The following is a 13,627-nucleotide window of genomic DNA, read 5'->3' as shown; positions in this document are numbered from 1 at the left end:
ATGAGCAAAATCATAGAGTTACAAGAAGTAAAAGAACTGCAAGAGCGCTTTAATTCAAATGCTGAAGAATTAAATCAACATTTGGAAACATTGCAGCAAAAAATAGAGGACTTTACACAAATTAACTCTTTTCAAGGAAAAGCTGCTGCGGATATTAAGGAATATTTATCGACAGTTCATGGAACTATTATTACTGGATTTACAGCTACAGCCGAAGTATTAAAAAGTCAATTTCAAAAAGCAGTAGAGGAGTTTAACAGTGAGGTTGACAGCGATGCAGATGCAAAAATTCATGGAAGTTATTTGGATGGTGTAAAGAAAAAAGTTAATGGATATAGTGAGGGATTTAGCCACTCTAATGAAGAGGCGAAAAAAACGGTAGGTCAGATTAGTGACATCGTCGCAATTCAATATCCATCATCATCAAGTATTACTGAAGGCGCTGTAAAAAGCCAAAAAGAAATCAGTGATACATTAGAAAAATTAGAGACTTATAATAGTAAGCAAAGTGACCTGCAAGAGTTTGATGAATTAATGCGTAAAATAGATGAGGGAATGAAACAAATAAAAGTGAATAATGGAAATTTGTCTATCGCTTCAATAGGGAAGCTTATATCTAGCGTGGCAATTGGAAATATCATTAAGGTAACGGCAGATACAATGACCAAATTCGACATTAGTATTAAGGGAACTAAGGCTCTTTTAGCTTCCTACATACGCATGCATTATGTTAAAAAGAATTATGCTTTAGACGTCCTTTTTGATCCTAAAGGTCGCAAAGGGAAAGGAGCATATGAACTATCGACATTAAAGAAAGAAGATTTGGTTAAAGTAGCAAGAATCCTTACAATGGATAATAATGATGATGTTTTAGTTCGATTTATCAAGAATAAATTAGAATTTGAATTTGAAAATTTAAAAACAACAAATGCACAAATAAAAAAAGCAAGAAAAACCATTTTAAAATTACCAGAGTTTCAAAGCTATCAAGATTTCCACGTTGATTGGGAGAAGAAAGGATTGCCTACTGCAATTGGGGAGAGAGGATTGAGTTCATTTAAGACTGCTTATGTAGAAGGTCTAAAGGATTTACATCCTGGAAAATGGAAAGAAATGTTTAAAGGCATGGGGAAACCGGCTGCAGTATTGAAAGGAGCAGGGATTTTTGGGGCGGTTGTGTCAGTCGGAGGGAATGTTGTAGATGCTACTAAAGATGATGGTTGGCAGTTACATGATGTAGCTGATATAGCAACAGATTCAGCTGTAGATATTGGAGCAAATGCTGGAGCTATGGCAACTGGTGCTGTAGCGGGATCGTTTTTCCTTCCGCCGCTTGGAACTGTGGTTGGAGCTGGTGTTGCGGTAGGGCTTACATGGGCAATTAATAAAAAATGGTCTTTTTTAGGAGGAGAAGACAATGCAATTGATCTTGCAAAAAAAGGAGTTAAAAAGGTAACACACAAACTTGGATCTATATTTTGGTAATAAGACTACAAGAAAGGTGCATATAGGTAATGTGGAATATAAAAGAAGAAGATTTAGATAAATTTCGGATGACATGTAAACGTCGATTAAGTCCTGAAGGTGCTTTAGGGTTTATGATAGGAACAATAGTGTTTGTTTCAATAATGATGTTTTTTCTTATTGGTACTTTAGTAACGTTTGGTTGGGACTATTATACTACTTTCTTTGAGAAAACAATCGTTAGAATGGAACTTGTACTATATAGCTTGCAAATAATTTTTTTAATTCTATATTCATTTCCAAAAGCTAGATTTAAATTTCAAAAGTTACAAACATTTGTTGTATTATTATATGCATTTCAATTAGGTACGATATTATTCACGGCTCTAATTCTACCTGGAATGTCTGATTATACAATTGATCGAATTACATTAGGATATGTAGGTTTCTTATTTTTAGGAGCAGTGATTGTTCATATTGTGACAACGATTGATACGTTTAAACAGGCAAGTGAAGGTGCGTTTAGTATGAATGAAAGATCCAATTCCTTTTTTAGTAAAACAAAAGGAACTATGATGAAAGTGGCTTCAATATACGCATTAATCCTTCTTAGTTTGATTTATTTTCATAATGATTATACGTTTGATACTTTTATTGGATATGTAATAGGTACTGTTTTAATGTATACAGTAGCCATCGGTGCAGCTGAATTTCAGCTATTAGCGTATTGCAGGTTTAAATTTCCGTCATTTAACATATCATGGGAGCAACATAAAAGAGAAACTCCAAGATATCAAAAGAAAAATAAAAAAAATAAATCGAAACGTAAGGCGTAAAGGAAATGAGTTTAGTAGGTTTAAATGTTTACCATTTACTATAAGGTGGAAGAAACATGAAAGAGAGCAAAATTGACATTTGAGGAAGCAAAGAAATATATAGCAAAGAGAAAGAATAGTAAAAGGGGTAAGTATTATGAAAATTCAATATAAAGCATTATCACTCTTAAATTTAATTAGCATTACCCAAATTGTAAAAAAAGAAGATTGGTTATTACCTGCTATCGCACTGAGAAATCAAGTTGTTCATAATGGAATATATGCTGTAGGTCCCGTTCTTTTTAAATATCAGCCATTGGAAAATGAACCAGAGTATGGCGAATATACGTATTCTGTTCCAGTAAATGAACGTGTTAAATTAGGAGAGAATTCTGCATATGAGTATGTTGATGGATTAATTATTGAAGAGGCATTAAGTGTTCGATTTACTGATGAAGATGGTGATATTGAAGAGGCTTATAATTTAATACATGAGTTTGCAGAACAGCATCATATTAAATTAGAAAACGGTTTTTATCACGTATGTTTAGACGTATACGGTGACATGTGGCTAGATATTTATGCTCCTATTATAGAAGTAGGTGAAACAATAAAATGATAATTGAAGGACAAAGTATTGCATATACAAATGTTGTTTCGAAAGAATACTATTTTCATTACGAAGATATGGAAGAAGCAATTGAACATTTTATGTCAGAAATTGCAACAGCGAATTTAACAGTAAAAGGTCCGATGTTTTATGCTTTGAAAAATATACCATCTGATGAAAATATGTATGTTGAATTATTCATGCCAGTAAATGAAGATAAAATTCTAACATCAGAAACACTTCAATTTAGGAGCTATTATTATGTTGATGAGATGCTCATGAAACGATATACAGGAGATTATGAAAAATTAACAGAGCAGGTATATGGTGAAATGCTTCAGTATATGGAGGATAATAATCTGAATCTAGCCTCGCCAATTTATCATGTGTTTAGCGGTGATGAGTCTTTACAGTATGTTGAAGTGAAGATTGCTGTATTTAATGAAGAATAATATTTTAAGCTTGTGATTTTTAAAGTATGGTAACATCATGAAATATCATAAAAGAAATAGTTTTGAATAGAATTTGGGGAAATGACATAAATAAAACCTTCTCTTCTCGTTAGAATGAGGAGGTTTTTCGTTCTCAAATCTACATATAATTAACTTAATATTTCGACATGTGATTTTCAGTTGAATCATTCTGTATTGGTAGTATTTACGTTCTGTAGTTCACTTTGTTGCTATTTTGAAGGGGTAAATTTATTCAAATGTTAATTTGTAAAAAGAGGAGGTTGTTAATTTGAATAAGGATCGAAATGTTTTGGAAACAGAGAAAAGTTTTTTTGAAAGGACAATAGTATCTCTATATAAAGCGTTAGAATTTATAATGAAATATACAATGATTCTAATAATAATAATGTCCATATTTGTAATAATCGCTGCTGTTTATTTTAAAATATATGAGGGTATAGGGGCGGGTGTATTCCTCTTAATCTCGTCATTATTTGCATATGTGGTGTTTTTTAAGAAAAGTAAAAATGCCTAAATTAATAGTGAAAATAAAATTTCAAAGATTAACTATAATAAGTTATTTCAAGAGGGAAAGTTTTGAATATGGCATGAATGTATAACAGCAAAAAAACCTTCTCTTTTCATCAAAATGAGAAGGTTTTTATATTTAATCTACATGATTTAAGTGAATCTAGTTAAAGGTGGGATAATTGGATGTGGAATATAAAAGAAGAAGATTTAGATAAGTTTCGAATGACATGTCAAGGCCGTTTAAGTCCTGAAGGTGCGACGGGATTTATGCTTGGAACAATATTTTATATTTCGATATTTATGTTTATTATTTTTGTAGGGAATTTGAGTTACTACAACAATTTTTTCGATAGAACTATTGTTAAAACTGAAATTGTGTTATTTAGTATTCAAATTATATTTTTAATTATATATCTATTTCCGAAAGCATGTTTTAAATTTCAAAAGTTCCAAACGCTAATCGTATTACTATATGCGTTTCAACTTGGAACGATATTATTTGTAGTTTCGATTGTTTCTGAAATGGTTGATAATTCAACTGGTAGGATGTATACCGGGCTATTATTTGTAGGAGCAGTTATTATCCATATTGTAGCAACGCTAGATACATTTAAACAAGCAAGTGAAGGTGCGTTTAGTGCTGATGAAAGATCCACCTCGTTTTTTAGTAAGACAAAAGGAGCTATGATAAAGGGAGCTATAATATATGTATTAATACTACTTATTTTGATGTATTTTCAAAATGATTATTCGATTGATTTTTTTGTTATGTATGGAGTAGGAACTGTTTTAATGTATGCGGTTGCAATCGGAGCGGCAGAATTCCAACTATTGGCGTACTGTAGATTCAAATTCAAGTCATTTAATTTGTCGTGGGAAGAGAATCAGAGAATGCGTGGGAGATTTCGAAAACAAAATAAGAAATTCAAAACGAAAAATAAATAATATATTAATAGAATTTTAGTGTTCGGAAAATAATTGAAACGTATAGAAGGTGAAAAAACTAAATGTGGAATATAAAAGAAGAGGATTTAGATGAATTTAGGATGACATGTAAAGATCGTTTAAGCCCTGAAGGTGCTATGGTTTTCTTTATTGGAGGGATAGTTTATACTTCAGTATTTATGTTTTTTATTTTTATAGGGGGCTTGGAGTATTATAATACTTTCTTTGACAAAACAATTGTTAAAATTGAAATTGTGTTATATAGCTTACAAATAATGTTTTTAATTCTATATTCATTTCCAAAAATGTGTTTTAAATTACAAAAACTACAAACTTTTGTAATATTATTATATGCATTTCAATTAGGTACTATAACATTCACAGCGTTGATTCTTCCTGGGATTTCTGAGGATTCAATTGACAGAATTACATTAATATATGTAGGTATGTTATTCCTAGGAGCAGTCATTGTTCACATTGTGACAACTATCGATTCGTTTAAACAAGCGAGTGAAGGTGCGTTTAGTAAGGATGAAAGATCCACCTCATTTTTTAGTAAAACAAAAGGGAATGTGATGAAGTGGGCTACACCATATGCACTAATCCTGCTTATTTTGATATGTTATCATAATGATCATGGAATCGATGTTTTAGTTCTTTATGCGGTAGGTATTGTTTTACTGTATACAGTAGCAATCGGAGCAGCAGAATTTCAGCTATTAGCGTATTGCAGGTTTAAATTTCCGTCATTTAACATATCATGGGGGCAACATAAAAGAGAGACTCCAAGATATCGAAAGAGAAATAAAAAAGGTAAATCGAAACGTAAGGCATAAAGAAAGTGTGTATTGTAAGTTTTAATGGTGAAAAAAGTAGTGGTTTAAAGGAGAGTATTTTAAATACTAAAAGAAATTTTAATTATGTAATGTGATTAAAAGATTATCTAGTTGAAAATGTAGAGAGTAGTGTGATGATGAAATGAAAAAAAAGTGTTTAAAATGGTTACTATCATAATAGTAATCAGCCTACTACAAGCATGTAGTTTTTTTGAAAAAAAGATAGAGTATGAGCCATTTGTCAAAGCTTTGGATGAAGGTGACATGAAAAAGGTTATGTCCGCTAGTGATGATGGATATGCGTATGTGAAACAAAGAGGTATATATAGTACATATGAGCAAAAGGAAGATGGAGAGCACAGTAAAACAATTTATCAAACTTCGAAAGGTATATATAATACGAAAGATAAAAGTTTATATGGAAATACAACACAAGAAATTACCTCGAAAGTAGATAATAAAAATTATAGAGAAGAAGTTAATTATAGTACAAATATTAGTTATGAGAATGGACAGGTACAAAGTACGGATTCAAGTCTGGATGTTTCATACGTGAACTTAATTGTAGATCGTTTAAAAGGGATAGGGAAACTAAAGATGAAGCCAGGAGGTGATATAAAAAAGTTTGGTCAGCCTAGTACTGTTGGATATAAACTAACTGAATCAGAGTTTCAAAGTATTATTAATGATAAGTTAAAAATACAATATGATGAATATGGTGGTGGATCGATCACACTGCATATTGAGTTTACAAAGGGTTCAGAGCAGATATTGGAAGTAAGTATTGTAATGAATTATAAAAAGAGAAATGAAGAAGGAAAGTTAGTAGAACACATATCACAAATACATACATCTTTTGATAGTCACCAAGGTAATAACCAAGATGCGAAACAGGAATATATTGATTTTAAAGCACAGTATAATAAGAAGTAGTAATATTAAGAAAGGAATTTGCACGTAAAGATAATAGCGACATAAGTGTGGTGACTGTCTCATAAATATTTTTATTTGTAGTGGAAAGAATTTTAGAATAAACGCCCCAATTGCTGGAGTAGATTCAACAATTGGGCGTTTATCTGTCTAAATTTAGCTTGAATACATGACATGTTTTAGATAGGGGCATGGCTTTACAAGTAGTTTCTCCATCTTCATAATAACGGTGTGAAATTTTTTGTAATTTGCTTTTATTGCTAAGTGACAACTATTTCTGTATATAGAGTAGCCCTTATTATCGATACATCGTCCACATCCCGATGTCTTTAAACCCTAGTCGTTTATAAATTCGTCCAGCAACTGGATTGTTATAAAATAAACAAAGTGTTCGGCCTTCTTTCGTAAAGTCTTGAATCATTTTTTGCAATATAAGCGAAGCATATCCATTTCCGCGGTAGTTCGGATGCGTACATACGCCAACAACCATGGCAGATAATGAATTTTCAGCGGAAGTTGAGGCGGATGCGATGATTGCACCGTCTTTTTCAATATAATATGTACGTCCTGTATTTGTTTCGATAGCTTGCCTTAACATTTTTTCAGATGCATTTGCAGTCCGGAATTCAGCGATGTCACTTCGTAATTTCATAATTCGTTCTATATCATCGAGTGAGGCAAGTTTAATTGTTTCATGAATTGGTGTGTTAGGTAAGTTGTTGTCATCTTGGCATTCGCAAAAATACATTTCATTTTTGGCGCCTAGTTGTACAGTTGGAGCAGTTTCAAATCTTTCTACAATAGTTGACTTGCCAGAGAGTTTAAGCGGCTTATATGCGGAAAGAAGTGCCTCATAGTCAGTAACCACAAACTCTTCTTTACTATACGGTATAAATGTATCGTGAAAGCGAAGTAAAATCGATTTTAATGTTCCGTTCTCTTCAAATACTCCCCATAATTCTTGAAAATCTGTATCATAACCGAAAGCTTCAATATCTCCAATAATAAATAAGTTAATGGATGCTTCTTCTTTTAGGTAAGCGAATACTTGTTCATGATCTTTCTTTGTTAATTTTCGCATCATAACGAATCGACCTCTTTTTTATTTTTCTAAATATTACAACTTAAGTTTTTTGAAATCAATATAAAATTTTATGTTTAGTTCACAAACTTTCGGAAAAACTAGGAAAGATATGACAAAGGAGGTTATGAACGGTGGATCATCCAATTCAAGGATTAATGAAAGCGGCAATGGAAAATTTAAAAGAAATGGTCGATGTGAATACGATTGTTGGGGAGCCTGTTCAAACGGCTGACGGTGGTGTAGTGTTAACGGTTTCTAAAGTAGCGTTCGGTTTTGGAGCAGGAGGTTCTGATTTCCAAACGAATGATGGACAAAGAGCGAACGGTAACCCTGCATTTGGTGGCGGTAGCGCGGGTGGTGTTTCTATTACACCAGTAGCATTTCTTGTGGTGAATAAAGATGGAGTAAATATTTTGCATCTACAAAATGCGACACATTTAGCAGAAAAAATGATTGAATTAGCTCCACAAACAATTGATAAAATTCAATCGATGTTCCAAAAAGATGAAAAGAAAGAGGGAAATCATCATCCTCAAAACCCAGATGAAATCCTTTAAAAACGCCTGCTTACGAGCAGGCGTTTTTTCTTGTAATCACTATGTAATAAAACACATGAAATTGTAAATAGTTTTTGAAGTTTTTTCTATGTTTCTAAAATTTTTCATGTTAAAATATGCTATAGAATTGAAACATATAAAACGAAGGTGGCTAGGTGCTTTGTCTGGAGGATCTGACCAAGTAAAGAATATGATATATATTAATGGTAATCGTCGAGGTCATTGTTTTATTACATCAGGAATTACGTTTAAAGAGTTTGCAAGTAACATCCCTTCACCGCTTCATCAAGTTTTGCTTTTGAAGCATAACTTTGAATGGACGGATTTTCATTATCATACTTTATTTGAATATGTTGAGGAAGAAAATATACATAAGCTAATTCAAGCAGAGATTGATGAATTTGATGAATTTTGTTGGGTAGATTTTGATGATGCAAGCGATTTAGATGAATTAGAGCCAAAAGAAATTGCAGAACTGTTATATTTGGCTCACAAAAAAGAACCACTTGCAAGAACATTCTTTCCGTTGTTGAAAAATAGATTTGTTTATTTTTCACATGATGACGGGTGGTACAACAAAGTGTATTACCGTAGAATAGCTGATTTTGTTGGAATGTTAAGTAAAGTCATTCCTTATAAACTCGGTGCTTTCGGTAAGAAACGTTTTTCTTTCTTCCAAAAATCAAAAATTTTCCCAGCAATTTCAAAAGAAGTGATTATGGGGCTTATTCCATTAATGGAAGATGGTCTTTATATTGATTTAGCAGGGAAAATTGAGTCAAGAAGAGGTCTTGAAATTCCGGTATATGTAGTTGGTTCGTATGAAAGTACGGATGAGGTACTAGATAATATCGATGAATTGAAAGAGGAAGCAACAGAAACAGGTTGGCTCATTTTTGATAAGAAAGAACAAGAGTGGCAATGGGTTGTTGACTAAGAAAACTTGGCGCATGAAGTCAAGTTTTCTTGTCATTTGAAAGGAGAACAAATGAAGAAATATTATACAATTGTGGGTATTGTAAGTATTATTCTCGTGGCGATATTGCTTATTACGTGTCCGAAAGAATCAGATTTTAATTCGTATGTAGAGGATAAGTATGCGTTGAAATGTGATGAGAGTAGTTTTGAATGCACACAAAATGTAGATGGTAAAAAAGAAAAGCTACAATTTGAAAGTACAGATGCACGAAATGGTGTATTCTTTATGACTGTAAAGCAAACGTTTAAAACAGAAGCTGGTGTTACGAAAGAATATAGCGGAGTAGGGATGTTTGGTACATTTCTTTTTGTTTCAGAAAAGACTTTCTAGTAATAGAAGGTCTTTTTTTTATGCTTATGTTCATATAGATGAAGTAAGACAAGCATAGGAGGGATAGTGATGAAGAATACATGCATCGTTTGCGGTGGTGAGGAGTTTTTTTCCTCAACGTTGTACGCTCGTACGAAACAAGATTGGGCATATGCGCCAAACATGTATCGATTTGAAAAAGTATTTATTGAACATAGGGATGAAGAGAATTATCCGGTCTTTCAAGAAATTACAGCAAAGCACTGTTGTGGATGCGGTCATATTATGTTGTATCATGAATGAACACACCAAGTATAACTTGGTGTGTTTTTTTAAAACGCTGACAAAGCAAGCGGATAAAGTAAAGTAAATAAAACAGAAAAACTACCAAAACCAATTGCTGTATATCCAAGTGTTCTTGCTCCGAAATTAACAGCTAATAAACCAACTAAAATCGCAAGAGAACCAAGTGTAACTGGATAAAAAGCAATTGAGAATAACGAAAGAAATAATGCGACATAGCCTATCATTGCTCCGGTATTTGTACCTTCTATTTCATTTGCAATTTCTTTGCGCTCATGTCTAATTGGAATGCCGGCTGGAGATATTTCAGCTGCATACTCTTCATTTTTTTCACCACTTTTAAAATGATGATTTCTCTTTCTTCGCATGTACATCCCTCTCTTTCAATTGGGTGTATCTATAGTATCTTTCAAAATGAGAAGAGCATGAGTATGAGTTAAACCCAAGTAAAGCAAAAAATGGAGAAAATAGATTTCGTTGTTATCTTACTTATCCCGCTATTTGCGGGCAGTAAAACTTCTATTTCAAAATCGGCTAGAGTAAAGAAGTTATGTAGGAGCCGGGTTGCCTGTAAAAGCTCGATTGGTGTGGGCTAATAATCAGTGGGAACGAATAAAACCGCCACTAATTAAAGTTTCACTCTATCTCCTTATGAAGATAAACAGGGATTTTGGAAAATGATGTAGAATGAATTGAATGATAATACGTGAAGGTAGGGGAATGTATGACGAAATTCAATTGGCATGAATCAGCAGAGAAGAAGTGGGATAGTAGTGCGGAATATTGGAATCAAAATAGTCAGGAAATGTGGGATAGCGGGAGCAGGAGTACAATTATTCCATTTTTTGAACAGTACGTAGAGAAAGAAGCTCAAGTGTTAGATGTTGGCTGTGGTGATGGATACGGTACATATAAATTAAGTCGCGTTGGCTATAAAGCAGTTGGAGTAGATTTATCGGAAATTATGATTCAAAAAGGTAAAGAACGTGGGGAAGATTCAAATTTATCTTTTGTGAAAGGAGATCTTTCCGCATTACCATTTGAAAATGAACAATTTAAAGCGATTATGGCCATTAACTCTTTAGAATGGACTGAGAATCCATTACAAGCATTAAATGAAATAAAACGTGTTTTAAAGAAAGATGGATACGCATGTATTGCAATTTTAGGACCGACAGCAAAGCCTCGAGAGAACAGTTATCCTCGTTTATACGGCAAAGACGTTGTTTGTAATACGATGATGCCTTGGGAATTTGAACAGTTAGCGAAAGAACAAGGTTTTGAAGTTGTAGATGGCATTGGTGTATATAAGCGCGGAGTAAATGAAAAGATGCTAGGTCAACTACCTACAGAGTTACAACAATCCTTAACATTCTTATGGGTATTTATGTTAAAAAACGTATAAAGAAATGAAAGAATTTTTAGGAGGTAAATAAGTGCAGAAAATACAAAAAACTGATACAATATCATCAGAACCAATTAAAGGGGGACTAGGGTATATGACAACTACTACAACAGTTAAATCCGATATTGAAATCGCACAAGAAGCGAGTATGAAGAAGATTCAAGAAATTGCAGCTGATTTAAATATTTTAGAAGATGAATTAGAGCCATATGGGCATTATAAAGGTAAGTTATCTCTTGATATTTTTAAGCGCTTACAGGATGAGAAAGACGGTAAAGTTGTTTTAGTAACAGCGATTAACCCAACTCCAGCTGGAGAAGGTAAATCAACAGTAACAGTTGGTTTAGGTCAAGCTTTTAATAAAATTGGTAAGAAAACAGTAATTGCACTTCGCGAACCATCTCTTGGACCAACGATGGGACTAAAAGGCGGAGCAGCAGGTGGTGGTTTTTCACAGGTTGTACCAATGGAAGACATTAACCTTCACTTTACTGGAGATATTCACGCAATTACAACTGCGAATAACGCGTTAGCGGCGTTTATTGATAATCATATCCAACAAGGAAACACACTTGGAATTGATACGCGTAAAATCGTTTGGAAACGCTGTGTTGACTTAAATGATCGTGCCCTTCGTAACGTCGTAATTGGTCTTGGTGGACCAGTTCAAGGTGTACCACGTGAAGACGGTTTTGATATTACAGTAGCATCTGAAATTATGGCCGTATTCTGTCTTGCAACGGATATTCAAGATTTAAAAGCACGTTTATCTCGCATCGTAGTTGCTTATAACTTTGCAAACCAACCTGTAACGGTTAAAGATTTAGGTGTAGAAGGTGCGTTAACATTACTACTAAAAGACGCATTAAAACCAAACTTAGTACAAACGTTAGAAAATACACCAGCTATCATTCATGGCGGACCATTTGCGAATATCGCTCACGGTTGTAACAGTGTTATCGCTACAACAATGGCAGCAAAATTAGGTGATTATGTTATTACAGAAGCTGGATTCGGCGCAGATTTAGGCGCAGAGAAGTTTTTAGATATTAAAGCTCGTGCAGCTGGCATTAAACCAGAAGCAGTTGTTATTGTTGCGACTATTCGTGCGCTTAAAATGCATGGCGGCATAGCAAAAGATCGATTAAAAGAAGAAAATGTAGATGCATTAGCAAAAGGTATGGAGAACTTACAGAAGCATGTTGAAACAATTCAAAGCTTCGGTGTACCTTTCGTAATTGCAATTAATAAATTCATTACAGATACAGATGCAGAAGTTACATACTTACAAGAATGGTGCAATGAGCGTGGCTATGCAGTATCCTTAACAGAAGTTTGGGAGAAGGGTGGCCAAGGTGGAGTTGACCTTGCTGAAAAAGTACTAAAAGAGATCGAAAAAGGTGAACATAACTACGCGCCACTTTATGAATTAGAATTACCATTAGAAGAAAAAATTCGTACAATTGCTCAAAAAGTATATGGCGCAAAAGATATTGATTTTGCTCCGAAAGCACGTAAGCAATTAGCTCAATACGAAGGAGAAGGTTGGAGTAACCTACCAATTTGTATGGCGAAAACACAATACTCTCTTTCTGACGATGCAACAAAGTTAGGTCGTCCATCTGACTTTATCGTAACAATTCGTGAATTAAAACCATCTATCGGTGCAGGGTTTATCGTTGCATTGACAGGAACAATGTTAACTATGCCAGGTCTTCCAAAACAACCAGCAGCACTGCAAATGGATGTAAATGAAGATGGAAAAGCAGTAGGTTTATTCTAAAAGGTTGTAATTCATCTCGTTTATCTGTAAACTATATATACATCAAGTGGCGCCTTTCCATCGAAAGGCGCCTGTTTTTTGGAGGAAATTATGTTTGATCCAACTGCTTTTGACAATTTAAAAGTAATCGTAGAAGGTGCTGTTTATGATTTTGACTTACATGGTGATATTCTTGTAACAGATCGAAAAGATATGATGGACCTTGCTTCATTAAGTCGTATATATCATATCTCGTTTCAGTTAACAGAACCGTTCGAACCATTAGTAGAAGCTACATTTTCATTATCTGTGGATGCAAAGAACTTGTCTGGTGAAATACTAGAAGTGCCTCAGTTTACACCAGGATGTGAAATGAAGTTAGCATTTTCATTCCCGATAGAACAGCCAGAAGGAGTATGTGAAGAAATTGAAACTTTCATGCGTTCTATATGGGGAAAAGAAAGAATGATTATGCAAAAAGTTTCATACGAATATAATAAGCAAGCGATTTCATATCATAATAAGGTAGAGGTTCTATTTCAAAAAGCGATTACAGAAGACCATGTTGATGATTTAATAGCTGTTATTTCACACATGATAGAAACGGTGCGAACAATACAGCATTTTCTTCAAAAATAGAGATAA

General features: G+C 33.6%; 17 protein-coding genes. 15 read left to right on the top strand and 2 right to left on the bottom strand.

The genetic code is table 11. The features are described 5' to 3' along the window. From JDS81_RS18420 to JDS81_RS18385, 8 genes are all read left to right on the top strand, one after another. Positions 1-1,485, top strand: coding sequence for a T7SS effector LXG polymorphic toxin (locus JDS81_RS18420; protein WP_097954754.1), 1,485 nt, complete (start codon positions 1-3; stop codon positions 1,483-1,485). Between the two features lie 29 nt (positions 1,486-1,514). Continuing rightward, positions 1,515-2,300, top strand: coding sequence for a hypothetical protein (locus JDS81_RS18415; RefSeq protein ID WP_097837319.1), 786 nt, complete (start codon positions 1,515-1,517; stop codon positions 2,298-2,300). 136 nt (positions 2,301-2,436) lie between these two features. Then, on the top strand, positions 2,437-2,898 hold the full coding sequence (locus JDS81_RS18410; protein WP_000701787.1) for a DUF5085 family protein: 462 nt from the start codon (positions 2,437-2,439) through the stop codon (positions 2,896-2,898). Further along, positions 2,895-3,341 carry a DUF5085 family protein gene (locus JDS81_RS18405; RefSeq protein WP_016108262.1) on the top strand — a complete coding sequence of 149 codons (447 nt, stop codon included), beginning with the start codon at positions 2,895-2,897 and terminating at the stop codon, positions 3,339-3,341. Before JDS81_RS18410 ends, JDS81_RS18405 begins: the two co-directional genes overlap by 4 nt. A 289-nt stretch (positions 3,342-3,630) precedes the next feature. Continuing rightward, positions 3,631-3,876, top strand: a complete 246-nt coding sequence (locus tag JDS81_RS18400; RefSeq protein ID WP_097954752.1) for a hypothetical protein — start codon at positions 3,631-3,633, stop codon at positions 3,874-3,876. Between the two features lie 179 nt (positions 3,877-4,055). Beyond that, complete coding sequence (locus JDS81_RS18395) at positions 4,056-4,817, top strand: hypothetical protein (RefSeq protein ID WP_097954751.1); 762 nt, start codon at positions 4,056-4,058, stop codon at positions 4,815-4,817. A gap of 62 nt (positions 4,818-4,879) precedes the next feature. Continuing rightward, positions 4,880-5,653: a hypothetical protein gene (locus JDS81_RS18390; protein ID WP_097954750.1), complete on the top strand. Its 774-nt coding sequence runs from the start codon at positions 4,880-4,882 to the stop codon at positions 5,651-5,653. Between the two features lie 162 nt (positions 5,654-5,815). Then, positions 5,816-6,586, top strand: coding sequence for a DUF3952 domain-containing protein (locus JDS81_RS18385; protein ID WP_097954749.1), 771 nt, complete (start codon positions 5,816-5,818; stop codon positions 6,584-6,586). A gap of 295 nt (positions 6,587-6,881) precedes the next feature. Here JDS81_RS18385 and JDS81_RS18380 read toward each other — a convergent pair whose 3' ends face one another. After that, on the bottom strand, positions 6,882-7,667 hold the full coding sequence (locus JDS81_RS18380) for a GNAT family N-acetyltransferase (protein WP_097954748.1): 786 nt from the start codon (positions 7,665-7,667) through the stop codon (positions 6,882-6,884). 131 nt (positions 7,668-7,798) lie between these two features. On the opposite strand from JDS81_RS18380, the gene ytfJ reads away from it, so the two are divergent. From ytfJ to JDS81_RS18360, 4 genes are all read left to right on the top strand, one after another. Beyond that, a complete protein-coding gene (gene ytfJ / locus JDS81_RS18375) occupies positions 7,799-8,224 on the top strand; it encodes a GerW family sporulation protein (protein ID WP_000349987.1) in 426 nt (141 codons plus the stop codon). Between the two features lie 160 nt (positions 8,225-8,384). Beyond that, complete coding sequence (locus JDS81_RS18370; RefSeq protein ID WP_000014090.1) at positions 8,385-9,161, top strand: oxalate:formate antiporter; 777 nt, start codon at positions 8,385-8,387, stop codon at positions 9,159-9,161. Positions 9,162-9,212: 51 nt separating this feature from the next. Next, a complete protein-coding gene (locus JDS81_RS18365; protein WP_000761187.1) occupies positions 9,213-9,533 on the top strand; it encodes a hypothetical protein in 321 nt (106 codons plus the stop codon). A 69-nt stretch (positions 9,534-9,602) separates the two neighbouring features. Then, the gene (locus tag JDS81_RS18360) at positions 9,603-9,815 is read left to right on the top strand and encodes a hypothetical protein (RefSeq protein ID WP_000798747.1); all 213 of its coding nucleotides are present in this window, start codon (positions 9,603-9,605) and stop codon (positions 9,813-9,815) included. 29 nt (positions 9,816-9,844) lie between these two features. Here JDS81_RS18360 and JDS81_RS18355 read toward each other — a convergent pair whose 3' ends face one another. Continuing rightward, the gene (locus JDS81_RS18355) at positions 9,845-10,183 is read right to left on the bottom strand and encodes a hypothetical protein (RefSeq protein ID WP_001253195.1); all 339 of its coding nucleotides are present in this window, start codon (positions 10,181-10,183) and stop codon (positions 9,845-9,847) included. A gap of 356 nt (positions 10,184-10,539) precedes the next feature. On the opposite strand from JDS81_RS18355, the gene JDS81_RS18350 reads away from it, so the two are divergent. From JDS81_RS18350 to JDS81_RS18340, 3 genes are all read left to right on the top strand, one after another. After that, positions 10,540-11,220, top strand: a complete 681-nt coding sequence (locus tag JDS81_RS18350) for a class I SAM-dependent methyltransferase (RefSeq protein WP_000160055.1) — start codon at positions 10,540-10,542, stop codon at positions 11,218-11,220. A gap of 94 nt (positions 11,221-11,314) precedes the next feature. Continuing rightward, positions 11,315-13,003: a formate--tetrahydrofolate ligase gene (locus JDS81_RS18345; protein WP_206772306.1), complete on the top strand. Its 1,689-nt coding sequence runs from the start codon at positions 11,315-11,317 to the stop codon at positions 13,001-13,003. A 90-nt stretch (positions 13,004-13,093) separates the two neighbouring features. Continuing rightward, entirely contained in the window at positions 13,094-13,621 is a 528-nt protein-coding gene (locus tag JDS81_RS18340) for a hypothetical protein (RefSeq protein ID WP_000460213.1), read from the top strand. Positions 13,622-13,627 lie beyond the last annotated feature (6 nt).

This window comes from Bacillus cereus group sp. N31 (genome assembly GCF_016483245.1).
GTDB lineage: Bacteria > Bacillota > Bacilli > Bacillales > Bacillaceae_G > Bacillus_A > Bacillus_A toyonensis.
This window is presented reverse-complemented; position numbering and strand designations above follow the sequence as displayed.

Bases quoted from the DNA above. Each gene is read 5' to 3' on its own strand.
- JDS81_RS18420 (WP_097954754.1), top strand. From the start codon at position 1: ATGAGCAAAATCATAGAGTTACAAGAAGTAAAAGAACTGCAAGAGCGC.
- JDS81_RS18350 (WP_000160055.1), top strand. From the start codon at position 10,540: ATGACGAAATTCAATTGGCATGAATCAGCAGAGAAGAAGTGGGATAGT.
- JDS81_RS18365 (WP_000761187.1), top strand. From the start codon at position 9,213: ATGAAGAAATATTATACAATTGTGGGTATTGTAAGTATTATTCTCGTG.
- JDS81_RS18410 (WP_000701787.1), top strand. From the start codon at position 2,437: ATGAAAATTCAATATAAAGCATTATCACTCTTAAATTTAATTAGCATT.
- JDS81_RS18380 (WP_097954748.1), bottom strand. From the start codon at position 7,667: ATGATGCGAAAATTAACAAAGAAAGATCATGAACAAGTATTCGCTTAC.
- JDS81_RS18405 (WP_016108262.1), top strand. From the start codon at position 2,895: ATGATAATTGAAGGACAAAGTATTGCATATACAAATGTTGTTTCGAAA.
- JDS81_RS18395 (WP_097954751.1), top strand. From the start codon at position 4,056: ATGTGGAATATAAAAGAAGAAGATTTAGATAAGTTTCGAATGACATGT.
- JDS81_RS18360 (WP_000798747.1), top strand. From the start codon at position 9,603: ATGAAGAATACATGCATCGTTTGCGGTGGTGAGGAGTTTTTTTCCTCA.
- JDS81_RS18385 (WP_097954749.1), top strand. From the start codon at position 5,816: ATGGTTACTATCATAATAGTAATCAGCCTACTACAAGCATGTAGTTTT.
- JDS81_RS18390 (WP_097954750.1), top strand. From the start codon at position 4,880: ATGTGGAATATAAAAGAAGAGGATTTAGATGAATTTAGGATGACATGT.
- JDS81_RS18415 (WP_097837319.1), top strand. From the start codon at position 1,515: ATGTGGAATATAAAAGAAGAAGATTTAGATAAATTTCGGATGACATGT.
- JDS81_RS18345 (WP_206772306.1), top strand. From the start codon at position 11,315: ATGACAACTACTACAACAGTTAAATCCGATATTGAAATCGCACAAGAA.
- JDS81_RS18355 (WP_001253195.1), bottom strand. From the start codon at position 10,183: ATGCGAAGAAAGAGAAATCATCATTTTAAAAGTGGTGAAAAAAATGAA.
- JDS81_RS18340 (WP_000460213.1), top strand. From the start codon at position 13,094: ATGTTTGATCCAACTGCTTTTGACAATTTAAAAGTAATCGTAGAAGGT.